This window comes from Bacillus sp. JK106, assembly GCF_053663355.1.
Genome location: NZ_JBSJQC010000001.1, coordinates 774,548 through 800,736, shown reverse-complemented (window position 1 = coordinate 800,736; position 26,189 = coordinate 774,548). Strand labels below are relative to the sequence as shown.

The 26,189-nt window shown below is 49.1% G+C and carries 22 protein-coding genes; 9 read left to right on the top strand and 13 right to left on the bottom strand.

The features are described 5' to 3' along the window. Positions 1-3 precede the first annotated feature (3 nt). Positions 4-930: a substrate-binding domain-containing protein gene (locus ACWJJS_RS04175; protein WP_003151757.1), complete on the bottom strand. Its 927-nt coding sequence runs from the start codon at positions 928-930 to the stop codon at positions 4-6. 117 nt (positions 931-1,047) lie between these two features. Here ACWJJS_RS04175 and modA point away from each other — a divergent pair, with 117 nt between their 5' ends. The 7 genes from modA to ACWJJS_RS04140 all read left to right on the top strand — a co-directional run bounded on the left by modA (position 1,048) and on the right by ACWJJS_RS04140 (position 7,679). After that, positions 1,048-1,845, top strand: coding sequence for a molybdate ABC transporter substrate-binding protein (gene modA, locus ACWJJS_RS04170; RefSeq protein ID WP_014305803.1), 798 nt, complete (start codon positions 1,048-1,050; stop codon positions 1,843-1,845). Beyond that, a complete protein-coding gene (gene modB / locus ACWJJS_RS04165) occupies positions 1,826-2,509 on the top strand; it encodes a molybdate ABC transporter permease subunit (RefSeq protein WP_014305804.1) in 684 nt (227 codons plus the stop codon). The genes modA and modB overlap by 20 nt, the downstream gene beginning before the upstream one ends. 93 nt (positions 2,510-2,602) lie before the next feature. Beyond that, the gene (locus ACWJJS_RS04160; protein WP_014305805.1) at positions 2,603-3,250 is read left to right on the top strand and encodes a response regulator transcription factor; all 648 of its coding nucleotides are present in this window, start codon (positions 2,603-2,605) and stop codon (positions 3,248-3,250) included. A 5-nt stretch (positions 3,251-3,255) separates the two neighbouring features. After that, positions 3,256-4,359, top strand: coding sequence for a sensor histidine kinase (locus ACWJJS_RS04155; protein ID WP_024085790.1), 1,104 nt, complete (start codon positions 3,256-3,258; stop codon positions 4,357-4,359). A gap of 119 nt (positions 4,360-4,478) precedes the next feature. Next, positions 4,479-5,414 (top strand): ABC transporter ATP-binding protein, encoded by a 936-nt coding sequence (locus ACWJJS_RS04150; protein ID WP_003151751.1) that lies wholly within the window; start codon positions 4,479-4,481, stop codon positions 5,412-5,414. Between the two features lie 23 nt (positions 5,415-5,437). Then, on the top strand, positions 5,438-6,532 hold the full coding sequence (locus ACWJJS_RS04145) for an ABC transporter permease (RefSeq protein ID WP_454023341.1): 1,095 nt from the start codon (positions 5,438-5,440) through the stop codon (positions 6,530-6,532). Between the two features lies 1 nt (position 6,533). Continuing rightward, entirely contained in the window at positions 6,534-7,679 is a 1,146-nt protein-coding gene (locus ACWJJS_RS04140; protein WP_102422514.1) for an ABC transporter permease, read from the top strand. A gap of 32 nt (positions 7,680-7,711) precedes the next feature. Here ACWJJS_RS04140 and ACWJJS_RS04135 read toward each other — a convergent pair whose 3' ends face one another. Next, complete coding sequence (locus ACWJJS_RS04135) at positions 7,712-8,542, bottom strand: aldo/keto reductase (RefSeq protein WP_007410023.1); 831 nt, start codon at positions 8,540-8,542, stop codon at positions 7,712-7,714. A 221-nt stretch (positions 8,543-8,763) separates the two neighbouring features. Between ACWJJS_RS04135 and ACWJJS_RS04130 the strand changes: the two genes are divergently transcribed. Further along, a complete protein-coding gene (locus ACWJJS_RS04130) occupies positions 8,764-9,249 on the top strand; it encodes a hypothetical protein (RefSeq protein WP_025853859.1) in 486 nt (161 codons plus the stop codon). 36 nt (positions 9,250-9,285) lie between these two features. On the opposite strand, the gene ACWJJS_RS04125 is transcribed toward ACWJJS_RS04130, so the two are convergent. The 5 genes from ACWJJS_RS04125 to ACWJJS_RS04105 all read right to left on the bottom strand — a co-directional run bounded on the left by ACWJJS_RS04125 (position 9,286) and on the right by ACWJJS_RS04105 (position 18,470). Then, positions 9,286-11,301: a Na+/H+ antiporter gene (locus ACWJJS_RS04125; RefSeq protein ID WP_077722834.1), complete on the bottom strand. Its 2,016-nt coding sequence runs from the start codon at positions 11,299-11,301 to the stop codon at positions 9,286-9,288. Between the two features lie 346 nt (positions 11,302-11,647). Beyond that, positions 11,648-13,363, bottom strand: a complete 1,716-nt coding sequence (gene cysI, locus ACWJJS_RS04120; protein WP_052827842.1) for an assimilatory sulfite reductase (NADPH) hemoprotein subunit — start codon at positions 13,361-13,363, stop codon at positions 11,648-11,650. Between the two features lie 27 nt (positions 13,364-13,390). Further along, positions 13,391-15,199 (bottom strand): assimilatory sulfite reductase (NADPH) flavoprotein subunit, encoded by a 1,809-nt coding sequence (locus tag ACWJJS_RS04115; RefSeq protein ID WP_015387718.1) that lies wholly within the window; start codon positions 15,197-15,199, stop codon positions 13,391-13,393. A 174-nt stretch (positions 15,200-15,373) separates the two neighbouring features. Then, positions 15,374-17,689, bottom strand: coding sequence for an RNA polymerase recycling motor HelD (gene helD / locus ACWJJS_RS04110; protein ID WP_454023340.1), 2,316 nt, complete (start codon positions 17,687-17,689; stop codon positions 15,374-15,376). A gap of 172 nt (positions 17,690-17,861) precedes the next feature. After that, positions 17,862-18,470, bottom strand: a complete 609-nt coding sequence (locus tag ACWJJS_RS04105; RefSeq protein ID WP_007410017.1) for a trimeric intracellular cation channel family protein — start codon at positions 18,468-18,470, stop codon at positions 17,862-17,864. A 222-nt stretch (positions 18,471-18,692) separates the two neighbouring features. Between ACWJJS_RS04105 and ACWJJS_RS04100 the strand changes: the two genes are divergently transcribed. Beyond that, positions 18,693-19,493 (top strand): zinc-dependent metalloprotease, encoded by an 801-nt coding sequence (locus ACWJJS_RS04100; protein ID WP_025853854.1) that lies wholly within the window; start codon positions 18,693-18,695, stop codon positions 19,491-19,493. A 34-nt stretch (positions 19,494-19,527) separates the two neighbouring features. Here ACWJJS_RS04100 and ACWJJS_RS04095 read toward each other — a convergent pair whose 3' ends face one another. The 6 genes from ACWJJS_RS04095 to csoR all read right to left on the bottom strand — a co-directional run bounded on the left by ACWJJS_RS04095 (position 19,528) and on the right by csoR (position 26,087). Beyond that, complete coding sequence (locus ACWJJS_RS04095; protein ID WP_014305812.1) at positions 19,528-19,947, bottom strand: disulfide oxidoreductase; 420 nt, start codon at positions 19,945-19,947, stop codon at positions 19,528-19,530. Beyond that, positions 19,937-20,608, bottom strand: coding sequence for a DsbA family protein (locus tag ACWJJS_RS04090; RefSeq protein ID WP_014305813.1), 672 nt, complete (start codon positions 20,606-20,608; stop codon positions 19,937-19,939). Before ACWJJS_RS04090 ends, ACWJJS_RS04095 begins: the two co-directional genes overlap by 11 nt. A 117-nt stretch (positions 20,609-20,725) precedes the next feature. After that, a complete protein-coding gene (locus tag ACWJJS_RS04085; protein WP_454023339.1) occupies positions 20,726-22,837 on the bottom strand; it encodes a heavy metal translocating P-type ATPase in 2,112 nt (703 codons plus the stop codon). 149 nt (positions 22,838-22,986) lie between these two features. Then, the gene (locus tag ACWJJS_RS04080; RefSeq protein ID WP_454023338.1) at positions 22,987-25,416 is read right to left on the bottom strand and encodes a heavy metal translocating P-type ATPase; all 2,430 of its coding nucleotides are present in this window, start codon (positions 25,414-25,416) and stop codon (positions 22,987-22,989) included. An 83-nt stretch (positions 25,417-25,499) separates the two neighbouring features. Next, the gene (gene copZ, locus ACWJJS_RS04075) at positions 25,500-25,706 is read right to left on the bottom strand and encodes a copper chaperone CopZ (RefSeq protein WP_015240581.1); all 207 of its coding nucleotides are present in this window, start codon (positions 25,704-25,706) and stop codon (positions 25,500-25,502) included. Positions 25,707-25,781: 75 nt separating this feature from the next. Continuing rightward, positions 25,782-26,087 (bottom strand): copper-sensing transcriptional repressor CsoR, encoded by a 306-nt coding sequence (gene csoR / locus ACWJJS_RS04070; RefSeq protein WP_013353610.1) that lies wholly within the window; start codon positions 26,085-26,087, stop codon positions 25,782-25,784. Positions 26,088-26,189 lie beyond the last annotated feature (102 nt).

Sequence of the window (26,189 nt, the reverse complement as noted above, 5' to 3'; positions counted from 1 at the left end):
TTTTCATGTTTCATATATGAGCCGTCCTGTCATTTTCGTATCATATCCGGATAATTGAGAAAGCTGAGACTTGAATTCCTCAGAATTAAGAATGTCCCGCACGCTTTGAACAAGCTCCCGGTTTTGTTTTAACACAACCACATCGTACTGCTCACTGATCACCGGGATAAAGTCCGTGCCTGCCATATGCGCCGCATGCTGCGACCCGACTCCGATATCCGCCTTTCCGCTTGATACTTGTGAAGCCGCTGACAGATGATCCGTGACAATGTCATGATATCCGGCGACATCAGACGGCGTGATGCCGAATGATCTGAGCTGTTCATCCAGCAGCACCCTCGCGCCTGATCCTTTTTCGCGATTGACGATGCGGACATCCTTTCGGCTCAAGTCCTGAAAGCCCTGAATGTTCAGCGGATTGCCCTTTTTCACATATAATCCGGCCTGACGAAGCACGACATGAAAAAGCGCAAACGGCTCCCCTGAAAGAATGCGCTTCACATACGGGATGTTATACTGCCCCGTCTCCCCATCGTATAAATGCAGACTGACGATGTCACAGGCCCCGCGGTACATCTCGATCAGGCTGTTCAAACTGCCGCTGTACTTGCGGAGCGGAGCCGCCTGTATTGTTTGTTCCAGCTGTTTGCTGAGGAGGTCCATCGACACATCCTGCCCGCTGATGATAACAGACTGCCTTTTTTCCGGCTCCCGCCCGCGTGACGGGTCAGGCGCTTCTGCTGCGGATGGCTTTTTTGACATTCTCATGTTTGCTTTATATTGTTTTAAGTCCTCTTCATCGACCCTCATCTGTCTTCCGACCCTGTACGCCGGAATGAGTCCTTTTTTTATCAAATCATATACTGTCAGTTTGGAGACCTTCAAAAGGCCCGCAACTTCTTCTATTGTATAGGAAGTGGCTTCTGTCATATTATCACGCTCCGTTTTTATTATAACTGTTCAGATATTGAAAAAAAACCGCACCATCACGTACAATTGCGTTATAATTAGTTTGATCTAATGATATTTAGCTATAAGGGGTGCACAATGTTGAAAAAGAAAGCGACACTACTCACAACTGCGGCTATGGCCGTTTTCCTCGCAACTGCGGGCTGCTCATCCGGACAATCGTCCAAAGGCGGACAAAACGAAAACGTCACGCTGACCGTTTCTGCGGCAGCCAGCGCTCAGGATGCACTTGAAGAAATCCAGACCAACTACGAAAAATCACATTCAAACGTAACCATTCAAGACAACTTCGGATCATCAGGCACATTGCAAAAACAAATTTCCCAAGGCGCGGGAGCTGATTTATTCTTCTCGGCAGCCGAAGATAAATTCGAAAAGCTCGTTCATGACGGAGATATCGACAAAAAGGACAGCACGGATCTTTTGAAAAATGATCTCGTCATGATCGTGCCTGAGAAAAACAGCGCACACCTGACACATCTGAATGACCTGAAAAAAGACAGCACGGAAAAAATCGCGCTCGGCACGCCTGAATCCGTTCCGGCCGGACAATACGCCAAACAGTCACTGACGGCATTATCCCTGTGGGACAAGGTAAAAGATAAAGCCGTCTATGCAAAAGACGTCCGCCAGGTGCTTTCTTATGTTGAAACCGGAAATGTCGATGCCGGGCTTGTCTATAAAACAGACGCGCTGATTTCGAAAAAGGTGAAAATCACCGATGAAGCGCCGGCGAAAACGCACGATCCGATCGTGTATCCTGTCGGCATCGTCAAGGATACAAAGCACCGTAAAGAAGCAGAAGCGTTTTATCAGTATCTGCAGTCAGATGAAGCGATGAAAGTGTTTAAGAAATATGGATTTACTGCCAAGTAACATTACGGCTTCGGAGTTTTTCACTCCCGTCGTACTGTCATTTGAGGTGGCTTTGGCGTCGGGCATCGCCGTCATCATTCTCGGAACGCTTGCCGGCGCCTGGATGGCGAAAGCGCGATTCCCCGGAAAAACGGCTGTGGAGACTCTGTTTATGCTCCCGCTCGTTCTTCCGCCTACCGTTGTCGGCTTCATTCTCATTATCATTTTCGGGAAACACAGCTTTATCGGCCGGGCGATTGAGCGGATTTTTCACCAGCCCGTCATTTTCACGTGGTCGGCCGCGGTGATCGCTTCGGCCATTGTCGCCTTCCCGCTTATGTATCAGTCCGCTAAAACCGGCTTCGCCGCGGTTGATGCTGACATCGAGGGAGCGGCGAAAGTAGACGGAGCCGGCAGGTGGCAGGTGTTCACCCGTATTTCCGTCCCGCTTGCCTTTCCCTCCCTCTTGACCGGAAGCATTCTCAGTATTGCAAGGGCGCTAGGTGAATTCGGGGCGACTTTAATGTTTGCGGGAAATATTCCCGGCGTCACCCAAACGCTGCCGACAGCAATTTACGTCGCGATGGACTCCGGCAATGAAACACTCGCCTGGGTGTGGGTGATCTGTATTGTGATCATTTCTTTTCTGATGCTGTTTTTCATCCAATTGAAAAAGCCCGCTTGACCGATCTGCCTTCCGCGCACCTTTCGTCGGGAGGCTTTTTGATTTAAAATCGGATGGTATATAATGAAACAAAAACACACAAAGGGTGCGGCTATGAAGATTAATGTCATTATCGCGGATGATAATTCTTTCATCAGAGAAGGAATGAAAATCATTTTGCATACATATGAGGAATTTACTGTATCGGCAACGTTGGAAAACGGACTCGAGGCGGCAGAGTATTGTAAGCACAACCCCGTCGATATCGCCTTGCTGGACGTCCGCATGCCGGTGATGAACGGCGTCGAAGCCGCAAAACGGATCGCTGAGGAAACGGATACGAAGCCGATGATCCTGACGACATTTGACGACGATGAGTATATTTTAGAAGCAATTAAAAACGGCGCGAAAGGATATTTATTAAAAAACACCGAACCGGAACGGATCCGCGATGCGATCAAAAGCGTTTTCAACGGGCACAGCATTCTTCAGGACACCGTGCTGGACAAAATAAAAGACAGCCTTTTCCGGCCGGCGGAAGCCGCACATCAGATTGATGAAAGCCAGTTTACTGAAAGAGAGCTCAGCATCATGTCGCTTATTGCGAAAGGATTCTCGAACAGGGAAATTTCAAAACAGCTTTTCATTTCTGAAGGGACGACGGCCAATTATATTTCATCTATTTTAGGGAAAACGGGGCTTGAGCACAGAACGCAGATTGCCATTTTTTATATCACCGGGAAGGTGGATAACGGGCGTTGAACGGTATGGATTTTTGGATGCTGATGAGCAGACTGATCGCTATTTTTTATACGGCTTTTTTGTTCGTATCGGCAGACCGCCCTTACACGCCGTACGCCGTCTTGTTTCTGCTGCTTTATCTGTCTTTGGGCATCGCGGTCTGCATGATCAGGCCGCCCGCTTGGAGGCGCGGGATCACCCTCATGACGCTGGCATTGACCGCTTGGCTTTCCGCCTTAGGCCATCCGGCGTTTCTGTTTCTTTTGCCGCCCGCCATTTTTGCGGTTCTTGCCGAATATCCGGTTCACCGCTATGTGTTCTGCCTGCTCGTGTTTTTGCCGTTTTTATTTATCCCGTACGGCGACCTTCCGACTTATATCGTCATAACCTTGTTCTGTCTGGCGATTTTCGTTTTGGCCGCCCGGTCCGGCAATCGGCTGAAGAAATATGAAGAACAGTCGGACAGCATGCGCTCAAGCATTGAAAAACTGACGAAACAGCTGCACAGCAGCACAGAATATATCAAACAATCGGAGTACACCGGCAAACTCGAGGAAAGAAACAGATTGTCCCAAGCCATCCATGACAAAATCGGCCATTCGATGACCGGCGCGCTCATTCAGATGGAAGCGGCGAAGCGGATGCTCGGCTCCCATCCGGACAAAGCGGCTGAACTGCTCCAAAACGCCATTACCATTTCCAAAGAGGGCATAGAGGATATCCGCATAACGCTGAAAAATATGAAACCGCCCGCTGAACAAATGGGCATTCACAGATTAAGAACGTTTATTGATGAATTTTCGGCCAAAAACGGGATGCCGGTTCCGTTTACGCATCAAGGCGATTTGGACAGGCTGACGCAAATGCATTGGAGAGTCATTCAGGAAAACGTAACCGAAGCTTTAACCAATGCGATGAAATACGCCGATGCCACGCAGATTTTCATTGATATCCATGTGCTGAATAAAGCCGTGAAAGCGGAAGTGAAAGATAACGGAAACGGCGCCGTCCGCTTTAAAAAAGGCCTCGGCATGCTCGGTATGGAAGAACGGGCGGCCGTCCTGCACGGAACCGTTATTTTTGATGGCACGGCCGGTTTTTCCGTCACGACATTGCTTCCGGTTGAATAAGTGAATGTTTTCATGTGAAAAATATGAAGATTCTCATGTCAAAGGAATGAACAGCTGCACTAACGGCCGTTCATTCTTTTTTTTATAATAAGAGCATCATAAGACATAGAGGTGGAAACATGAACATTTTGGAGCTCAAACAGCTGAGTAAGAAATTCGGTGATTATGCCGCCGTTGACCAGATGTCGCTTGCCGTAAAAGAAGGTGAGATTTTCGGGTTTCTCGGCGCAAACGGAGCCGGAAAAAGCACGACGATCAATATGATCTCAGGTCTTTTAAAACCTTCAGGCGGAGACATTCTGTTTCTCGGAAAAGATATTTTCAAATATAGCAAAGCAACGAAAATGAATATCGGCATCGTCCCTCAGGACCTCGCGATTTACGAGGAATTAAACGCCTATGAAAATGTGAAGTTCTTCGCAGGTCTGTACGGCCTGAGAGGGGCGGCTCTGAAAGAACGGGTCGAGGAAGCCCTGACATTCGTCGGCTTGAGCGATAAACACAAATATTTGCCGAAGCATTTTTCCGGGGGAATGAAACGCCGGCTTAATATCGCCTGCGCCCTTGCCCACCGGCCGAAACTGATCATCATGGATGAACCGACGGTCGGCATTGATCCGCAATCAAGAAATTATATTCTGCAATCAGTGAAAAAGCTCAATGAAATGGGCTGCACGATCATTTACACGAGCCACTACATGGAGGAAGTGGAAGAAATATGCACGCGCATCGCCATCATCGACCACGGAAAAGTCATCGCAGAAGGCACAAAAGAACAGCTGACTTCCATCATTACCGACACGAAGGACGTCGTGATTGAGCTGTCATCCGGAAACGGCATCAGCCTCGGCGATATTCAGGAGCTGCCCGGCGTCAGAGCCGCCGTACTGGAAGAAAACAGCGTGAAAATCAGCTCTGACACAGGGGTCAACAATTTAAACCGCCTGATCCGGTACTTCATGGACAAAGGCATTGAAATCCGCTCCTTGCAGGAACAGGCACCTGACTTAGAAACGGTATTTCTCACGCTGACAGGCAGAAGCCTGCGCGACTGACCCTATTGAAAGGAGGATTGCAAATGAATATTCTGCACATCGCCGGGAAAGAAATCAAAATCAGTTTCCGCGACAGACGGACTTTTATTTTCATGCTTGCTTTTCCGATTGTCTTCATGCTGATTTTCACCGCGGCATTATCTAACGCCTTTGATTCAGAGGTGACGGTCGGAAACATCAAGGTGGTATATACGGACCAGTCAAACGGCCCTCTTTCTCATGATTTTACTGAGTTTATGAAAGCCGCCAAAAAAGAGCATGTCTATTTTCAAAAAGCGGACACGGAGGCAAAAGGCAAAAACGAGGTTCGAGAAAATCAGGCGGATGCTTTCGTCACTGTAAAAAACACCGGGTTCCAAGTCTGTACAAATGACCGGAGCGGCATCAACGGCACGATCGTCCAAGGCATGCTGACCGCTTTTACCAATCAATACAAAGCAGGCGCCGCCGCTTACAAGGCGCATAAGGCACCTTCCGCCGGACAAATCAAAAGCGATTATATAAAGCAGACGTCTTTACACAAAGCGAAAGAACCGAAGGCGAAAGATTTTTACGCGATATCCATGACGACGATGATCGGGCTGTACGCCTCGATTTTTGCCAGCTCCTTATTCCGCGGGGAAAGAATACGGCACACCGCGGATCGCCTGATCGCCGCCCCGCTCCGGAAAAGCGATATCTTTCTTGGAAAGATGCTCGGCATTTTGGCTGTGAATGTTCTGACGATTCTTGCCGTTGTCGCCTTCAGCAAATTTATCTTGAAAGCGAACTGGGGCAGCCACATGGGACTTGTGCTGTTGATTCTCGTTTCTGAAATTCTTTTGGCCGTCAGCTTCGGGCTCAGCCTGAGCTATTTGACCAGAAAACCCGAAAGCGCCAGATTAATCACCGTCATCATCGTTCAGGTAATGTCCATTATCGGCGGCGCCTATTACAAATATGAAGGCGGAGGAATTTCCGCCCTGTCGCCCTTATCCTGGATCAATAAGGCGATTAACAACATCATTTACGCAAATGATGTATCAGCGGCATGGCCTGCACTCGGATTAAATACAGCACTGGCGGCACTCTTTTTGCTGATCGCCGCATTTACGTTTCAAAGACGGGAGGGACTGTAATATGAAAAACTTCTGGTGGCTGTTTGCACACACTCTCAAAGGAATTACAAAAAGCAAAAAACAGCTCATTCTTTATATCGGGGCTCCGCTGATCGGCGTCTTCCTCTCCTTCATGACCAATGCCAACGGCGGAGCCGAAACGCTCAATATCGGCATTCTCAATCAAGACGGCGGAGAAGTGGCACAGGATACGGTCACGTTTTTAAAAGGACTGGATCATGTGAAGATTTCGGAGGAAACGGCTGCGTCCGCCTCATCAAAGATCGCTTCAGGAAAAATGGAGGCGCTCATTACGTTTGAAAAAGGCTTCTCCCAAAGCGTAAAAGACGGGAAACCGTCTCACATCGGCATGACCTCGCTGAAAGGCGCCCAGGTCACCGAATATGTCAGCTCTTATTTGTACAATTATATGAACAGCGCCGCCTCAATCGGCAAATCTTCCGGCGGAGACGCGAAGGCCTTTCAGGCGATGTACGCCGATTTCAAGCATTCTCCGATTCAAACGGAGTCCGCTGTTTTACAAGATACATCGAACCATAAAGAAATGACTTACTCAGTCATCGGGTATCTCATTATCATTATGCTCTATTCCGCCGGCAACCTGACGGAACTGATGATTAAAGAAAGAGAAAACAGGACGTACTACAGGCTTCTGTCAACGCCGATCACGTCAAAGCAGTATGTATTGGCGAACGCGGCGGTGAATATGATCATCATGGCCGTCCAAATTATATTCGCCGTTCTCTTTATGGGCGCCGCTTTTCATATTCATCCGTCATTCCCGCTGTGGCAGCTGTTCGTCCTGATGATGCTGTTTGCATTAAGCGCAATCGGGATCGCCTTTATTGCCGTCGGTTTTTCCAACAGCAGCTCTTCGGCATCGGCGCTTTTGAACTTGATCGTTGTACCGACATGCTTGCTCGCCGGCTGCTTTTTTCCGGGCAATATTATGCCGAAAACAGTGCAGACAATCGCCGAATTTCTGCCTCAGCGCTGGGTGCTTGATACGGTCGATCAATTGCAGCACGGCCGCACGCTCCAAAGCCTGACGCTGAACATCATCATTTTGGGAGCCTTCGCCGCCGCCCTGTTATTAATAGCCGCATACAGGTTCAGCGTAAAACGTCAGACACAGACATTTATGTAAAGAAAAACAGCCCCGTAAAGGGCTGTTTTTTCTTAGAACAGAAGCTCGTCCGGATTCGGTCCGACACGCTCGTCTTTGTTCAATGCGCTGATCTTTTCCATTTCTTCCTGTGACAGTTCGAAATCAAAAATATCGGCATTTTCTATGATGCGGTGCTCTTTAATCGATTTCGGAATGGTAACGACTTCGTTCTGAAGATCCCAGCGCAAAATCACTTGAGCAACCGATTTGTTATGTTTTTCCGCAATTTGTGACAGCACTTCGTTATCAAGGAGCTGTCCCTGCATCAATGGAGACCACGCTTCCACTTGAATGCCCTGCGCTTTGCAGAAATCTCTTACTTCTTTTTGAGTCAGGCGCGGGTGGAATTCAATCTGGTTGACCATCGGCTTGATTTCAGCATCTTTCAGCAGTTCTTCTAAATGATGCACTTGGAAGTTGCTGACGCCGATGGCGCGGATTTTTCCGTCTTTGTACAGCTTTTCAAGAGCGCGCCATGTGTCTTTATATTTATCCTTGCCCGGCCAGTGAATCAGGTAAAGGTCGAGGTAATCGAGGCCGAGGCGCTCAAGGCTTTTCTCAAACGCGTCAAGTGTCGTTTCGTATCCTTGATCTTCATTCCACACTTTTGACGTGATGAACAGCTCTTCTCTGGCAACGCCCGCAGCTCTGATGCCTTCGCCGACACCCTCTTCATTTTTATAAATAGCCGCCGTATCAATGCTGCGGTAGCCGTTTCTGATTGCCGCTTCGACGGAGTCCGCCGCTACGCTTCCGTTTTCCACCTTGAAGACGCCAAGGCCGAACCACGGCATTTCAACGCCATTATGAAGCTTTACAGTATCTTTTAAGCTTTTTGCCACGTTGAACCATCCTTTCTAGTCATTATGTAAACGGTTATTATTATCTCACATTTCCGCCGTAAGAAACCAATTATACGCTCATCGTTATAACAAAAACCATCTTTAGTGCCCAAGTACCACCAACGTTATTATTTTCCTATTTTTCAAAAATTCCGGTTAATCGGGTAACTGTCCGGGTAAATCGCTACTGTAGCCACCACACAATTGAAGGAGGAAATCATATGAAACGTATGCGTATCCCGATGTCCGTTGCCCTTGGCGCCGCTTTGTCTCTGACTCCTCTGTCCTTTGTATCCGCAAAAGAAAACCCGGCCCCTCAAAACTTGGCTCAGCAAACATCAGATGTCTCAGCAAAAGATGTCGGATTAAACATTGACGTTGACCTGCTCGGCATCGGCAATTCGATTGCTGACGCGATTAAGTCGGCGCAAAACCGTGACGGCTTCGTCAAAAACTTAATGGAATCTTCATTCTACGCTTCCGGACAAAAATATAATGTCATGGTGTTTAATTTAAGCCAGGAATATGAAGATCATTTTAACGGCGTTCAGTTTTACGGTTCCGCCGTTTATGACGGCATCACGTACGGCATTTGGGTGTTTGAAGACGGAAGCTTCACCAACAAAGGAGATGGCGGCTGGATCAACTGGGCCTTCAGAGGCTGGTTTGACCGCGACGGCGATCACGTCGAATTCCATCGTCCGTAATCTAAAAAAGTCCGGCGAACAGATGCCGGACTTTTTTTATTCATCTCCGTCAAGCATGGCCGCTTCCACATCATTGATGTATTGGCGAAGCTCATGCGACATGTCGCGGGAAATTTCCCGCTCTTCGAATAATGTTTGGATTTCGTTGCGGATGGCCTGTACGGCCCGCAGTTTGATTTCGAGTTTTTGATTTTCAAAACGGCGGCTCGGACTCTGTTCGTGATACGAGTGCCCCAGCCTGAAAATCAAGTGATTGTAAAAAGAAATGACGGCAAGCGTCACATCTTTATTTTCTTCAGTCATGTGTTTTTTCAGGCTTTCAATGGCCGCTTTTGCCGTTTTAACCCTTGTGGAGCGAATGAGGCCTTCTTCATTTAAAATCGACATTTCCGGCTTTTTATGTTCGCCGAAAAAGATCCAGTACATCAGGCGTTTCAGCTTTTTCTTAGATAAGCCGACTTTAAACGGGTTCGTATACAGCACTTCCAGTTCATCAAACCGTTCCTGAAGGCTGTCAGCCGTTTCTTCCGGTATGTCGCCCCGCTCAATCAGCCGCAGCAATTCTTCCTGTTCTGCCTGTATCCCTTGGGCGCGGACTTTCCGCTCATCTTTTTTCGTGCGGTTTTTGACGGTGAACTGCTGAAACCTGAGATTTTTCATTTTCTCATTGTATTCGGCAATGACCGCAAAAGAAGCCGTTTTGTTTGTCTCATTCATATTTTCTTTAATGGCGGTTAAGGCAGCTTTTATCAGCTTCCGTCTCGCTGTCAGCAATTTGACTTTCTTCTCTTTCACATTGTCTTCCGGCTTATCTGTCAAAATCGGCAGTACGATTGTCGCCAGCACCAATGTGCACAAAATAACGCCCGCGGCTAAAAAGAGAATCAAATTCCGTTCAGGAAACGGTGAGCCGTCAGAGAGCACGTAAGGAATGGAAAAGGAACCCGCAAGCGTGACCGCTCCCCTGACGCCTGAAACCGAAATCAGCAGGGTCGAGCGCAGGCCGGGTTTATAAATGCTCTGATCCTTGTTAAAAAACCACTTGCCGTTCCAAAAAAACAGCACCCACAAAAACCTGAGAATCATTAACGTCAGCGTAATGACGATAATATACCCGATGACCATCATATTGTTAAACGCGGTATCATTAAAGATGACGGAAACCACGTCCGGTATTTGCGCACCTAAAATAACGAAAACAAGACCGTTCAGAATGAACAAAATAATATTCCACGTACTTGAAGAGACGATTTGCAGTTTGACCATCGTTGATTCAAGACGGTCCTGCTCCACCGCATGCGTGATGCCGCCGGCCACAACCGCTAAAATGCCGGAAACGCCGATTTCTTCAGCCGCGAGATAGATGACGAACGGCGTCAGAATTTGAATCAGCATATGCATCGTGACATCCTGCATGCCGAGGCGCCGCATAAACAGCCGGAAACGGATAATCAAAAAAGAAATGACGACACCGCTGAGTAAACCGCCGGCTGAAATCAGAACGAAACTGAAGGCGGCCTGCGCCAGCGAAAATGCGCCCGTCACGGCCGCCGCAATCGCAAATTTAAAAGCGACCAGGCCGGATGCGTCATTCATCAGTCCTTCTCCTTCAAGGAGACGCAGAATGCCTTTTGGCATCTTCACACGCCCTGACAGCGCGCTGACCGCGACGACGTCAGTCGGTGACAGGATCGCCGCCAGCCCGAACGCGGCGGCCAGCGGAATGCTCGGAATCATCCAATGAATCGTGTAACCGCCGACAATCACCGTGGCAAACACGAGCCCGAGCGCAAGCAGCAGAATCGGCGCTCTTAAATTCCAAAGTTCCGCACGCGGCGTCCGTTTTCCATCGTTAAAAAGCAGCGGCGCGATAAACAAAACAAAAAACAATTCAGTATTCAGTTCAAAATGAAGCCCCTGCGGAAATGACGCCGCAATGATACCGAGCGCCACCTGAATCAAAGGCACCGGGATAAAGGGGACAAACCGATTTACGATATTTGAGATCGCGATAATGGTTAAAAGTACGAGTACGACTAAAAATATGTCCAAAGCTGACCTCCTTCATCTGCTGCATCATATCATTATTGTCTGTTCTCTGCCCTTGTCAAAGGCCGGAGCCGATGATCGGGCAGATTCAATATATTTTCCGCACGCAACCATTCTTCTTTTATTTTACCCGTTTTTATTTAAAATTTCTCATAACGCGCTCACGGCGAACTTTTTTTGCCTTCGGCTACATTTTTTCCGGAAAAAGAAAAAGCCTGTTTTCTCTGAAAACAGGCTTTTTCGCAAGCTGCGTCATCTGTTTCATGACGCGGTGCAGCGTTTATGCTGCTTAGCAAAGGATAGAGAACCACCGCCAGTGTGTCTCTATCCTTGGTTTTAAGAGCTCATCTTATTCGTGAAAATTCGTGCCGTCTGTCGTCGCTTTAATGATGCCGGCGCGGATGACGAAATCGCCGAAGTGTTCGCCTTCCTCACGCTCTTTCGCGTAGCGCGGGAGAATAGTGCGAAGCTCACTCAGAATTTCCTCTTCACCGATATTTTCCCGGTACATTTTGCTCAAACGGCTGCCGTCAAACGCCGCTCCTAAATACATATTATATTTTCCGGGCGCCTTTCCGATAAATCCGATTTCGCCGAGTGCATGGCGGGCGCAGCCATTCGGGCACCCGGTCATACGGATGGTGATTTCTTCATCCCGCAGCCCGTTTTCGTCAACAATGTCTTCAATCTTATCAATCAATTTCGGCAGATACCGCTCGGCTTCGGCCATGGCGAGCCCGCATGTCGGAAGCGCGACGCAAGCCATTGAACTGCGGCGGAGGGCGGAATGCTGCCGGCCGTCTGTCAGACCGTATTGTTCGATTAATGCGCTGATTTGTTTCTTTTTCTGGCTCGAGACATTGCCGATAATCAGGTTTTGATTAGAAGTGAGACGGAAATCCCCTGTATGGACTTTGGCGATTTCACGCAATCCCGTCATCAGCTTATAATTCTCATAGTCCGTGACGCGGCCGCCTTCGATAAACATCGTAAAGTGCCATTTCCCTTTTACGCCCTTCACCCATCCGTAACGGTCGCCGTTATGGTCAAAATGATAAGGTTTCGCTTCATCCAGCTGCCAGCCGAGGCGGTTTTCCAGCTCGGCTTTTACGTTTTCCAGCCCGAGACGGTCAACGGTGTACTTGAATCGGGCATTCTTTCTGACGGAACGGTTTCCGTAATCGCGCTGAATTGTAATGGTTTTTTCCGCTACATCATACAGCTGCTCCGGTTTGCAGAAGCCGATGACTTTTGAAAGCTGCGGATAAGTGGCCGTATCGCCGTGCGTCATTCCCATACCGCCGCCGATTGCCACGTTGAATCCGATAAGACGGCCTTCCTCCACGATGGCAATGAAGCCGAGATCTTGAGAAAAGACATCGATATCATTGGACGGAGGCACGGCGATTCCGATTTTGAATTTCCGCGGCAAATACAGCGGCCCGTACATCGGTTCCGTTTCCGTGTCAGGAGTTCCCGCCACACGTTCCTCATCAAGCCAGATTTCATGATAGGCTCTCGTGCGCGGAAGAAGGTCATCGCTCAATTTCTTCGACCATTCGTATACTTCCGCATGAATTTCAGACTGGTGCGGATTTGAAGCGCACATGACGTTTCGGTTGACATCTCCGCAGGCCGCAATGGTATCAAGCAGCGCCGCATTGATTTTCTGAATCGTTTTTTTCATGTTCCATTTTAAAATTCCGTGCATTTGGAACGTTTCACGCGTTGTCAGCTTCAATGTATTGTTTCCGTATTTTTGCGCCAGTTCATCCATGACAAGCCATTGTTCCGGAGTTGACACGCCGCCTGGCATCCGGACGCGCAGCATGAACTGATAAGCCGGTTCAAGCTTTTGTTTTTGACGTTCATTACGGAGATCGCGGTCATCCTGCAAGTAGCTTCCGTGATGCTTCATCAGCCGGTTGTCATCGTCCGGGATGCCGGCTGAAATCCGGTCGAGCATGACTTCTTTCAATGTGCCGCGCAAATAATCGCTTTTTTCTTTAATTTCCTCAACATCACTTGGAGGGCCTTCCGGCGCTTTTAAAATGTTGTTCACCATGCTGAATAAGCTCCTTTCAAACCAAAATCAATATACGTCACGCTGATAGCGTTTTTTCTGCTGCATGTCTGCCAGGAAGCTTTCCGCTTTTTCACGGCTCATGCCGCCTTCTTCCTGAATGATATCGAGAAGCGCCTGGTGCACGTCATGCGCCATATGCTGTTCATCACCGCAGATGTATACGGCGGCTCCCTGCTGCAGCCATTCATACAGCTCTTTGCTTTGTTCTTTCATGCGGTGCTGCACATATACTTTTTCCTCCGAATCCCGGGAAAAAGCGACGTCCATTTTTGTGAGAACACCGTTTTGCAGCCATTTTTGCCATTCCGTCTGGTACAGAAAATCAGTGACAAAGTGCTGATCCCCGAAAAACAGCCATGTTTTCCCTTCAGCTCCGGTTTCTTCACGCTCCTGCATAAAGGAACGGAACGGTGCGATGCCTGTCCCCGGCCCGACCATAATGATCGGTGTATCCGGGTTTTCCGGCAGCTTGAAGTTTTGGTTGTGCTGAATGTAAATCGGAAGCGTATCTCCCGGCTGGAGTCTTTCCGCACAAAGAATGCTGCACACGCCTTTACGTTCTCTGCCGTGCGCGTCATATCTGACCGCTCCGATTGTCAGATGCACCTCTTCCGGATTCGCTTCTAAACTGCTTGCGATCGAATAGAGCCGGGCCGGCATTTTACGCAGGATGGAAAGAAAGTCTTCCGCGGAAGCTTCCCACGGACCGAAATCCCGGACGAGATCAAGCAGATCACGGCCGTTGGTGTATGCTTTCAGCTGCTCTTCGTTTCCTTCGGCCAGAAGTTCACTCAGCTTTTGATCAGCCGTAAACTGTGCGGCCTTTTGCAAAAGCGGCTTTGTTAAGACGGTAATTTCAAAATGAGAAGTAAGCGCGTCTTTCAGCGGACGGCGCTCTCCTTGTTTATTCACCGCCACTTCCTGTTCTGGATTCCATTTCAGCTCATTGATCAGCTCATCAACGAGCGCCGGATCATTTTCCGGATAGATGCCGAGGCTGTCTCCGGGCTGATACGCGAGGCCCGATCCTTCAAGCGAAAGCTCAAGATGACGTGTTTCTTTATTCGAACCGCGTCCGTTCAGATTGATGTTCTCAAGAACCTCCGCCCGAAACGGGTTCGTTCTGGAATATACGGATTCACCGAGAGCGGGCGTCTCGGCAGGCGCTTCGGCTGTTTGATTTCCCGCTCCTTCGTTCAAACCGCCGATAACCGCGTCAAGCCATTCCGAAAACGGCTCATCATAATCAAGATCGCAATCAACCCGCGGCGCAAGCTGGGTGCCGCCGAGCTCTTGAAGACGCTCGTCAAACTCTTTGCCGGTCTGGCAGAAAAATTCATACGAGCTGTCCCCGAGCGCCAAAACGGAGTAACGGAGCGCTTCAAGCTTCGGCGCGCGTCTGCCGTGAAGAAATTCATGAAAGGCCAGCGCGTTATCCGGCGGATCGCCTTCTCCGTGCGTGCTCACCACGATCAGTAAATTGTTTACTTTTTTCAGATTATTCGGCTTAAAATCGTTCATCGACGCGACGGTGACCTGGAATCCCCGTTCCTCAAGCGTCTTTACCGTCTGTTTCGCAAGACCTTCCGCATTTCCCGTTTGCGATCCGTATAATACGGTCACTTCTTTCGAGACTGCCGGGCTTTCTGCAGGAGCCGGAGCAGCGGGCGCGGCTGTTTCACCGGATTCGGACCGGGCCGCAGCCAAATAACCGCTCAGCCAGATTTTCTGTGATTCTGTCAAGGTCGGCAGAAGGCGGTTAAGGAGCTCTGCCTGCTCCTGATTAAACGGACTGTTCATGACCTGAAGTTGCAACGATATCCACCTCACAAGGAATTAAACGTAACGTACGTTATTTCTATAGGAATTGTCAAAATAATATTCTAATTGAAACTTTACCGAAAGTTTGTATGTAAGTAAAATATATAATCATGATGACAACGATTAAGATTACTAATGATAAAAAGCCCTTTGCACTCGGCAAAGGGCTTAAACGAATAAGCCGGCGGGCACTTCTTTTATAAAAGGAGAGGGTTCTCCCGGAGACAATACGGTCAAATGATGCATCGCCCGCGTACAGGCCGTATATAACAGCTTACGGTCATGTTCGCTATTGTACTGGGCAGCAGAGGCGTCAGCGGCAATGACGGCGTCAAACTCAATGCCTTTTGCCAAATAAACGGGAATGACGCATACCCCTTTTTGAAAAGGCTGGTTTTCTTTATTGATCAAGCGGACACCGCTCTCGGCACTGACTGCCTGAAACACTTTTTTGGCTTCCGCGGCCGTTTTGCAGATGACGGCGACCGTCTCCCAGCCTTTTTGTCTGAGCTCCCGGATTGTATCCGCCAATTGTTCCTGCCGCGCATTTTCTGTATCCGTCCGCATAACACGCGGTTTTTCCCCGTTCCGGTTAAAAGGCTCAATGTCATCGCCGTCAGCCAGCAGCGCTTTCGTAAATTCAACAATCTGCCGCGTCGATCTGTAAGTCCGCTTCAGGCTGACATACTTTTCTGCACCATTGCGAAAGCAGCCGGCGAGGGAAGAAGGGCCCGTAATGGTGTGGGCATAAATCGACTGGCTGACATCACCGAGCACCGTCATCTTTGCCGCCGGGAAGATGCTTTGAATATATGTGAGCTGAAATGGGGAATAATCCTGCGCTTCATCAATGAAGACGTGCTTCATTTGTGTGTTTTTTCTTTTTCCTTCTAGCAGATCCTGCAAATACAGATACGGAGCGGCATCTTCATACGGAAGCGACCGTTCTGCAAATGCGTTTCCGGTCAAAGCGCCGATGCTCTCCCAATGATCGGGCTTTTCATCAGCTCCCCAGTCTGAAAACAGCCGGAGATACATCCGTTTTATATCGAGAAAGCCGAGCCGTCTGACGGCCTGCTTAATCGGTTTAAAGGCTTTCCCGACAATAATGGCGGCAAGCAGGCGCTGTTCGCGCTGATGGTCGTCAAATGCAGGTTCATCATCTGCCGCCTGCTTCTTGAGTGTTTGATAAACCTCAGCATAGTCTTCCTTATCAAGCAGCTCGCTCTCCTGCAAGACCCATTCCTTCTTACGCTCCTTTTTTTCGAGAGCGCTGATTTCCGCGAGAAGCCATTCCGCCGTCAGCTCCGCTCTGTTCGGAATCGGCAGCTGCTGATCAAGCGAATAAAAATAGGCTTCAATCCGCTCTTTTGAAATCAGGATGTCTCCCCGGAAGCTGATCTGTTTACATATCAGGCCCGAGCCGGAAAGCGAGCCGGCATAGCGGTCAATCAGGGCCTGGAAAGCTGATGACGCTTTGTAAGCAATGGCTGCGAGCCTTACGGAAAGTGCGTCCTGATTTTGTTCAGTCAGGCAATATTCAAGCTGCTCGTACGGGCTTTCACAATCAAACTTTCGTCCGAGACGGCGGATGATATATTCCTGAAAGGTGGCCTGCTCCATATTCTCTTCTCCCAATTCCGGCAATACGGCGGAAACATAACTGTTAAACAAAATGTTCGGGGAAAACAATACAATCTGACGGGCATCAAGCACCCCGCGCCCGCGGTACAGCAAGTAAGCGGCCCGCTGAAGCGCCGCGGATGTTTTCCCGCTCCCGGCGGCCCCCTGAACGATGAGATATTTGCTTTTTTCATCACGGATGATTTCGTTCTGTTCTTTTTGGATGGTTGACACGATGTTTTTCATATGCTGTCCGGAATGGCTGCTCAGCACCTCTTGCAGCATTTCGTCACCAATCGTCATATCCGTGTTAAACATCGCTTTAAGCGTCCCGTTTTTAATGATGAACTGCCGCTTCAGTGTGATGTCTCCCTCTATCGTTTCTTCCGGAACTTCATAGCGGGCTTTTCCCGGGGAATATTGATAGTAAAGAGATGAGATGGGCGCGCGCCAATCATAAATGAGAAATTGCTCGTTGTTTTCATCCATCAAAGAAGTCAGCCCGATATAAATCCGCTCGGAAGAGGACTCCCCTTCTTCCGTAAAATCGACACGGCCGAAGTAAGGAGAGGTTTTCAGCTTTTGGATTTTTTGAAGCTGCCGGTATTGAAGCCGATGCGTCCGTTCACGTTCTGAAAGCATTTCCGCCTGCTGTTTAATGCTTGAAAATGTCTCAGCCGCTTCATGGGCGTCATCCATATTCACGGTGACATCATCCCAAAACGTTTTTCTCAGGCCGACAATATCCTGCTTCAATCCGCCCGATGAGGCTTCAAGATGAGTTTGTTTCTGTTCCAGTTCCTTCATGACAAAATTGATTCTTTCCTGCTCTTCTTTCCACTCTTTATCACGTTTTGCCATCAGCGGCACCTCCGAGATCAAGCTGACAAATCCGGCTTTCCTCATACAAACATATATGCAACATATTATTCAGCATTATGGTCAAATACCCTTTTTCTTATCATATCGGGCGTCTTTTTTTATCAGAAGCGAGTTATGCAGAAAAACCGATTTCTTTTATGAAATCGGTTTTTTACTGATCTATATGATAGGAACGATTCGGCAGGCGCCACCTGAACACATAACTGCAGATGCGGCATGCCACAAGCACAAGAAACAGCACATACAAACCGGCGGCATCCCCGGCCCAGCCGAGGCCCACGATTAACCCTCCGAGCGCGGCCCAGACTGCATAAATTTCCGCCTTGAGCACAAGCGGCTTTCTGCCCGCGAGCAGATCCCGTATGATGCCGCCCCCGCTTCCGGTCAGGACCGCTGCCGCAATCACCGCACTGAGCGGATGGCCCATTTTCACGGCATATAAAGCGCCTTGGATGGCAAACGCCGATAGCCCGATGGCATCGGATAGGTTGCCCCATTTACTCCAATGTCTTAACAGCAGCTTCGGAAACAAAAAGACAATCGTAACTGATGCGAGAGCGATTTGAAAAAACGCGCCTTGCTCCCACAAGGCGGAGACCGGAACACCGATCAGCAGATTTCGGATGGCTCCTCCGCCGAACGCCGTTACAATCCCCAAGATATACACGCCTAAAATATCATACTCCTCTTCCATCGCAACAATCGCTCCGCTGACCGCAAACGCAATGATGCCGATTACACTAAGCAGCTCCCAGGCCATTCCATATGCTCCTTTTTATTTGTTAAATTTTCTGACGACCATTAGATTTTATAATCGCTTTCTCTTAAAATCAACCTTATTTTTGAAAGATTCTGATTCCTAATCCGGGACAACCTCACCCGCAACCGCTGAGAGCGAGAATATTTTCCTATTTTATACTTTAATGGAAGGTTTATTGGGAGTTTCATTGAATACTTTCTCTAACAAAAAGGGGGTTATGAGATGAAAATCAGTTCACTTGTTTTTCCTGTTTTATTGGCCGCCGGATTAATTCCCGGCCTGCCGTCAGCCGAAAGCCATACGCATTCGCACACTCATGCGGAGCCGGCGAAAACGGTATATACGGACCCGCTTCCGAAAGCCGATCATTTTAAAGATCTGAAGGGCCCGGTCCAAGTTGAACAGACGGTTGACACAAAAATTCTGGATGAGAACGGCAAGCAGGTCGGCACGAAACGATTCAATGCCAATGTCAGTCAGGATAAAGCCTCAACTAAAGCCAGCACGGGCTCCCAGAAGGTCAGAGTGCTGGCGGTGGCGGACGCTGAATACCGCGCCAAATACAGCGACTGGCAAACGCGAATCGTCCAGATCGTGGAGCAGGCGGATGTCGCTTTTAACCGTGATCACAACATTGATTTCGTCGTACAGGCCGTGCAGGCTTGGAATTCTTCCGGCTCAAACAGTTCTCAGATTTTATCGAATCTCCAAAGCAGCTTCAGAAATCAAAATTATCATTTCGTCGTCGGTTTTACCGCAAAATCAAGTTTTGACGCCGGCGGTATCGCGTATGTATATAACGGCAAACCGAGCGGCCCGGCTTTCAGCGTGAACCTTGATCAAGGAACGGCCAACACGGCGAAAGCGGCACAGCACGAGTTTTCCCATAACTTCGGACTTCAGCATGACGCCCAAGGCAGCGGCATCCGCTGCGTCATGAATTATGATTATGCCTATTCCGTGGATATCTGGGACAGCTCCCATAACAGACAGATTGCGACAAACAAAGCTTGGTACAAATAATAGAAAAAGAGCCGCTCCCCATGGAGCAGGCTCTTTATTTTGCCGTGCGTTCCGTTTTGACAAAACACATGCAGATCATAATGAGAATAAATGCCGTCAATGCCAAGAAAGGAATGGTAATGAAACCGAACCAGTTAATATATTCAGATGAGCAAGGCACGCCGTAGACACACGGCTTGATGCCGCTGAAACCGGGCACCTTCTGCTCAAGGTAATGCATGATCGATATAAACGCGCCGATGACGGCCATCGGCAGCACATATTTTTTCACGCGCGTGTCACCCTGGAAGGTGGCGATTCCTAAAATCAGGACAAGCGGATACATGAGAATTCTTTGATACCAGCACAGCTCGCACGGTATGAATTTTCTGATCTCGCTGAAATAAAGGCTGCCGAGCATGGCAGCAAGAGCTATCACCCAAGAAGCATATAAAAATACGATTCTATTTTTCATTTTTCAGCTCTTTCTTAATCGTTTTTGAAATTTCCTCATAATTAGAGAATTCTTTAATCACTTTGTCATTTACGTAAATCGTCGGTGTCGCCGTAATGTTTAATTTATCATTCAGGTCAGTGTCAGCTTTCAGCTCTTTTGCAAATGTCTCTTTATCAAGGTTTTCCTTCAGCTTGTCAGGATCAACCTTTTTCGCGGTGCTTTTGACCGTTTTTTCAAGCAATGCAGGCGTGACCCATTCCTGTTCGCTTGACGGCTGCTCTTCAAACAGCTTTTCATGGAAAGCCCAGAATGATGCCGGGTCTTCCTTCCACACCTCTTCTGAAGCAAGTGCCGCCAGACGCGAGCCGCTTCCGTGGTACATGACGTTCACAAATGAAAATTTCACGTCGCCTTTATCGATAAAATCTTTTTTGATTTTCGGAAAGATATCGCTGTTAAATACTTTGCATGACGGACATTTGTAATCTCCGAATTCAACTACCGTAACAGGCGCGCTGTCTTTGCCGAGCACGGGCTGTCCTTTAATGGAAGGCTGTTCGGCGACTGTTTCGCCCGCTTTTTCCGTTTGGTTGTTAATAATTACGATGGCCGCAAATAAAACGACAACGATTAACGTCAGAATCACCGCAAATTTCGCAGACGATTGTTTCTTTTTCACTCAGACACCTCATTGTTTTTAAAATAAAAAAGAAGCGGATGCCGGATGGCCCGCTTCTCTATTTTACCAAGACAACCTTGTTTAAGAAAACCCTGAAAAACGAATTATCTTTGACAATTATTCCGCTTTCACTCTCATGACGCGCATCGCGTTGGCAACGGCGATCAGCGTGACGCCTACATCTGAAAAGACTGCTTCCCACATGGTGGCGAATCCGAATGCGCCAAGCAGGAGAAAAATGATTTTTACGCCTAAAGCAAATCCGATGTTCTGCCAGACGATCCGGCGTGTGCGGCGTGCAATCCGGATGGCTTCGGCTGCTTTTGACGGCTGGTCTGTCATCAGGACGACATCGGCCGCTTCGACGGCGGCATCAGAACCGAGAGCCCCCATGGCAGCTCCGATGTCAGCTCTGGCAAGCACAGGCGTATCATTAATCCCGTCGCCGACAAACATCAGTTTTTCATTCGGTGAAAGCGCGGCTTCAAGTTCTTCGACGCGGTCTACCTTGTCACCAGGCAAAAGCTCTGTGTACACGTCATCAATACCGAGCTCTCGGCCGACAGCTTCTCCGGTCTGCTTTGAATCACCCGTCAGCATCACTGTCCGCTTCACGCCGAGCGCTTTTAAATTGGCAATGGCCTGTTTGGCGTCCTCTTTGATTTCATCGGCGATCACGATTGCCCCCGCATACTGCCGATCCACGGCGACATAAACGACGGTTCCGTTATTTTCAGCTGTGCCGGAAGCGATTTGTTCTTTTGCCATCAGTTTTTGATTTCCGGCCAAAATCGTTGATCCGCCGGTTTTCACCCTAATGCCGTGTCCGGGTATTTCTTCATATTCTTCAATCTCCTCAGCCGCTAACGGTTGATTGTAAGCTTCACGGATGGAAGAAGCAATCGGATGATTGGAATGGACTTCTGCAAGCGCGGCTGCATGAAGCAGGCTGTCATTCGTAAATCCTGCCGCCGGTTTGATATCAGTAACGGCGAAATTGCCTTTCGTTAAGGTTCCCGTTTTATCAAACACGGCGTATGCCACCTGATTGAGCGCTTCTAAATAGTTGCTGCCTTTCACGAGCACCCCTGCTTTAGACGCAGCCCCGATACCGCCGAAAAACCCGAGCGGAATGGAGACGACGAGTGCGCACGGACAAGAAATCACAAGGAAAATCAGCGCGCGGTACACCCAGTCGGATAGCGCGGCTGAAGGCACGAGAAGCGGCGGTAAAAAGGCGAGAAGCACCGCAACAATGACAACGGCCGGTGTATAGTACTTGGCAAACTTCGTAATAAAGTTTTCCGTTTTCGCTTTGCGTCCGGCCGCATTTTCGACCAGATTCAATATTTTTGACACGGCAGAGTCTTCATACCCTTTAGAGGTTTCAATATGAAGCACGCCGTTCTGATTCATAAATCCGGCCATCACCTCTTGCCCCGGCTCCGCTTTTCTCGGCACGGATTCGCCCGTTAAAGCGGATGTATCCACCATCGAGGAACCGCTCAGCACCTTTCCGTCCAGCGGAATCCGTTCTCCGGGATTCACGACGATGACCTGTCCGACTTTGACGTCCTGCGGGGGAACGGCAGCCATGCCGTTTTCCGTTTTCACATTGGCGTACTCAGGACGGATGTCCAATAACGCGCTGATCGATTTTCTGGATCGGCTGACGGCCGCTCCCTGAAACAATTCACCGATCTGGTAGAACAGCATGACCGCGACGCCTTCCGGATATTGATGAATGATAAATGCGCCGATTGTGGCAAGCGCCATCAGAAAATGCTCATCAAATACCTGGCCGCGGACAATATTTTTTCCCGCTCTGGCTACGATATCGCCGCCGATGATCAAATATGAAGCAAAAAAGAGCAGAAACTCAAGGACGGCGCCCGTGTGCGCGAAGTAAGCGATGACGGCCAAAACGGCGCCTGCCGCCAATCTCACTAACATCAGCTGCAGCTTTTTGCGGTATTCATCCCCGCCGGGTTTGTCTTCGTGCTTCGAACGAACGGTCACATGAGGATCAATGGACTTTACTTTTTTCGCGACTTCGTCTTTCATCCATTGCTCGTTTTTCCCGCCGGCTGAGACCGTGATGGTGCTTGCCGCAAAATTGACAGCACAGCCGTCTATGCCGTCAATGGCTTTTACGCCGTTTTCTATTTTTTTTGCACAGTTGCTGCAATCAAGTCCGTCTAATACAAATTCACCTTTGGCTGCTTTCATTTTCGACTCACCCTACTTTCCGTAATAGGATTCCCATAACATCAATACAGGTAAACGAATTTATATATATGAACATATACTCATATATGTGTTTTCTCTATTATATGCAGGCTTTGAATAAAGTGTCAATAAAAAAGACAAAACCGGCATCAGCCGATTTTGTCTTTTTTCACCTTCTGTAAACGCAAAGCATTAAGCACGACCGATACTGAGCTGAATGCCATGGCAGCGCCTGCCACCCACGGAGCCAGAAAGCCGGCTGCCGCAATCGGAATGCCGATGCTGTTGTAGCCCAATGCCCAGCCTAAATTCTGCTTGATGTTTCTCATGGTCAGCCTGCTCATGCCGATGGCGTCGGCAATGCCGTTCAGGTCTCCGCGGATCAGCGTAATGTCCGCTGCTTCCATTGCGATATCGGTGCCGGTACCGATGGCCATCCCGATATCGGCCACAGCCAGAGCCGGAGCATCATTGATGCCGTCGCCGACCATTGCCACGCGCCGGCCTTCTTTTTGCAGCCGGGAAATCTCCGCTGCCTTTTGTTCGGGAAGCACTTCGGCAATCACGCGGCTGATGCCTGCGGCTTTAGCAATGGCTTCCGCCGTCTTTTGGTTGTCACCGGTCATCATGATGACGTCAAGGCCCATATCATTCAGGCGTTTCACCGCGGCCGGAGATGTTTCTTTGATGGTATCGGCGACTGCGATAAGCCCCGCCGCTTTGCCGTCTGCCGCAATAAGCATCACCGTTTTTCCTTCCGCCTCCAAGCGGGCCATGTGCGGAAGCAGTGCTTCATGTTCAATGTGCTCTGATTCCATCAGCCGTCTTGATCCGGCAAGAATCGTTCTCCCTTCAGCCTCTGCATAGATTCCGGAACCGATCCGGGCTTGGAACCGGGCGAGTTTCGGGATGGAAATCCCCCGTTTTTCGGCTCCTGACACGATGGCTTCTCCAAGCGGGTGCTCCGATCCCGTTTCGGCGGCCGCCGCCAGCCGCAGGAGCTCCTCTTCGTTCATTCCCGCTGCCGGTACGGCGTCTGTCAGCACCGGTCTGCCGTTTGTCACCGTTCCGGTTTTATCCAGTACGATGGTCGTCAGACGCTGGGTCTTTTCTAGATGCTCCCCGCCTTTAAAGAGAATGCCGAATTCAGCTGCGCGGCCGGAGCCCGCCATAATGCTCGTCGGAGTGGCGAGCCCCAGTGCGCACGGACAGGCAATGACAAGCACGGCGATGAATTTGCCGATCGCTTCAGAAAACTGTCCCGGCGCCGCCCATACATACCAAATGAGAAAAGTCAGCACGGCCAGCCCCAGCACAATCGGGACGAAAATGCCTGAAATGTGATCCGCGAGCCGCTGAATGGGGGCTTTTGATCCTTGGGCTTCTTCCACGATTTTAATAATGTGTGCAAGCGCGGTATCTTTGCCGACATTCACCGCTCTGATTTTGAGAAAGCCGTTTGCATTGATCGTCGCCCCGGTGACGGTGCTTCCGGGAGACTTATCGACAGGCATGCTCTCTCCCGTAATCATCGATTCATCAATCGCGGAATGGCCTTCAATCACTTCGCCATCGACAGGAACGCGTTCTCCAGGTTTCACGTATACGATATCCCCCGCCCGGACCTCGTCAATCGGAATCACCTGTACTTTGCCGTCCCGCTCAACCGCCGCCGTCTTCGCCTGAAGCTTCATTAACTTTTTAATCGCTTCTGATGAGCGGCCTTTTGCTTTCATCTCTAAAAGCTTTCCAAGCAAAATCAAAGTCAGCAAAATGGCGCTCGTTTCATAATAAAGCCCCTCAGCATGTCCGTCTCGTCCGAGAGACGCAATCGTCATGTACAGGCTGTATGCGTAAGCGGCCGTCGTTCCGAGCGCAACGAGAACATCCATATTGGCGCTTTTGTTTCTCAGCGCCTTGTACGCTCCCATATAAAAAGGCCAGCCGATGACAAGCTGCACCGGGGTGGCAAGCGCGAATTGCAGCCACGGATTCATCAGGATATCCGGCATCCAGATAAAAGAAGTAAAAGAAAAATGGCTGACCATCGACCAAAGAAGCGGAAAGGAGAGAACGGCAGAAAATATCAGCCTGATCAGCTGTTTACGCTGTTCTTTTTCCTTTTGAGATAATCCGCCGTCTTGGCCGTCCGCTTCCTTATCTTCTAACCGGTAGCCGAGTTTTGCCACGGTCTCTTTCAGCTCTTTCGGTGTCACCTCTTTCGGATTGTATTCAACGGTGACTGTTTCCAGGGCGAAATTCACCGGTGCGCTCACAACGCCCTCTGTTTTGTTCAGGCGCTTTTCAATCCGGTTGGCGCAAGCGGCACACGTCATGCCTTCAATCTGAAAATCGGCTTTTTCCGTCACGACGTGATAGCCGAGTTTTTCAATTTTATCCTTTATGGCGCCAGCTTCGATTTTGTCAGGCTGATAAGAAATATTTGAGGTCTCAAGCGCAAGATTGACGGAAGCGTCATTGACGCCGTCCATCCGTTTCAGCCCTTTTTCAATTCTTGAAGCGCAGGCGGCGCATGTCATGCCTCCCACCTGAATGGTCATCTCTTTCGGTTCACTCAATGTCCTCATCTCTCTTCATAAACCCCATGGGGGTATAATTATGATAAAAGAAAACCGCGCCCGTTCCCGAAGCGCGATAAATCCTATACGACGTCATACCCTTGATCTTCAATCGCGTCTTTTATATCTGATACGGAGACTTTGTTTTCATCAAACGTCACATCCACCTGTCCGGCTTCCAATTTCACCTGAACCGCCGTCACTCCGTTCAGTTCTCCCACTCCGGTCTCTACTGCTTTTACGCAGTGCTGACAGGACATGCCTTCGACTTGCAGTGTTTTTTGTTCCATGATGATTCCCTCCACGTCTTGTTTTTTCTTTTTTATGTTACCATACCCCTGTAGGGTATTTCAAAACATTTTATTTTACGATTTCGCGATTTTTTTCACAACATCAAGCAGCTCGGCAATCGCCTGCTCCCCGTTTCCGCTCTCAATGGCGCCGGCTACGCAGTGATGGGCGTGATCTTCCAGCAGATGAAACGCGACTTTCTGCATGGCCGCCTGCACGGCTGAAATCTGCACGAGAATATCCACGCAGTATCGTTCGTTTTCCACCATATTCTGAATGCCCCTGACTTGGCCTTCAATCCGTTTCAGCCGGTTCAGAATCTGGTCTTTTTCTTTGGCGCTTTTATGATTTAACGATTGATGCTCGGTATGTTTGTCCATTTTCCACCTCGGTTTTGTTCTTCGTTACCTTCATTATACAGACTTGAAAATCCGGTGTAAAAAATTTTCAACACACAAGTTTTACCAGTACACCCGCGGGGT

What these genes read in the sequence shown, in the direction of transcription:
- ACWJJS_RS04175 (WP_003151757.1), bottom strand. Translation starts at nt 930, where the DNA reads ATGACAGAAGCCACTTCCTATACAATAGAAGAAGTTGCGGGCCTTTTG.
- modA (WP_014305803.1), top strand. Translation starts at nt 1,048, where the DNA reads ATGTTGAAAAAGAAAGCGACACTACTCACAACTGCGGCTATGGCCGTT.
- modB (WP_014305804.1), top strand. Translation starts at nt 1,826, where the DNA reads ATGGATTTACTGCCAAGTAACATTACGGCTTCGGAGTTTTTCACTCCC.
- ACWJJS_RS04160 (WP_014305805.1), top strand. Translation starts at nt 2,603, where the DNA reads ATGAAGATTAATGTCATTATCGCGGATGATAATTCTTTCATCAGAGAA.
- ACWJJS_RS04155 (WP_024085790.1), top strand. Translation starts at nt 3,256, where the DNA reads ATGGATTTTTGGATGCTGATGAGCAGACTGATCGCTATTTTTTATACG.
- ACWJJS_RS04150 (WP_003151751.1), top strand. Translation starts at nt 4,479, where the DNA reads ATGAACATTTTGGAGCTCAAACAGCTGAGTAAGAAATTCGGTGATTAT.
- ACWJJS_RS04145 (WP_454023341.1), top strand. Translation starts at nt 5,438, where the DNA reads ATGAATATTCTGCACATCGCCGGGAAAGAAATCAAAATCAGTTTCCGC.
- ACWJJS_RS04140 (WP_102422514.1), top strand. Translation starts at nt 6,534, where the DNA reads ATGAAAAACTTCTGGTGGCTGTTTGCACACACTCTCAAAGGAATTACA.
- ACWJJS_RS04130 (WP_025853859.1), top strand. Translation starts at nt 8,764, where the DNA reads ATGAAACGTATGCGTATCCCGATGTCCGTTGCCCTTGGCGCCGCTTTG.
- cysI (WP_052827842.1), bottom strand. Translation starts at nt 13,363, where the DNA reads ATGGTGAACAACATTTTAAAAGCGCCGGAAGGCCCTCCAAGTGATGTT.
- helD (WP_454023340.1), bottom strand. Translation starts at nt 17,689, where the DNA reads ATGGCAAAACGTGATAAAGAGTGGAAAGAAGAGCAGGAAAGAATCAAT.
- ACWJJS_RS04105 (WP_007410017.1), bottom strand. Translation starts at nt 18,470, where the DNA reads ATGGCCTGGGAGCTGCTTAGTGTAATCGGCATCATTGCGTTTGCGGTC.
- ACWJJS_RS04100 (WP_025853854.1), top strand. Translation starts at nt 18,693, where the DNA reads ATGAAAATCAGTTCACTTGTTTTTCCTGTTTTATTGGCCGCCGGATTA.
- ACWJJS_RS04095 (WP_014305812.1), bottom strand. Translation starts at nt 19,947, where the DNA reads ATGAAAAATAGAATCGTATTTTTATATGCTTCTTGGGTGATAGCTCTT.
- ACWJJS_RS04085 (WP_454023339.1), bottom strand. Translation starts at nt 22,837, where the DNA reads ATGAAAGCAGCCAAAGGTGAATTTGTATTAGACGGACTTGATTGCAGC.
- copZ (WP_015240581.1), bottom strand. Translation starts at nt 25,706, where the DNA reads ATGGAACAAAAAACACTGCAAGTCGAAGGCATGTCCTGTCAGCACTGC.
- csoR (WP_013353610.1), bottom strand. Translation starts at nt 26,087, where the DNA reads ATGGACAAACATACCGAGCATCAATCGTTAAATCATAAAAGCGCCAAA.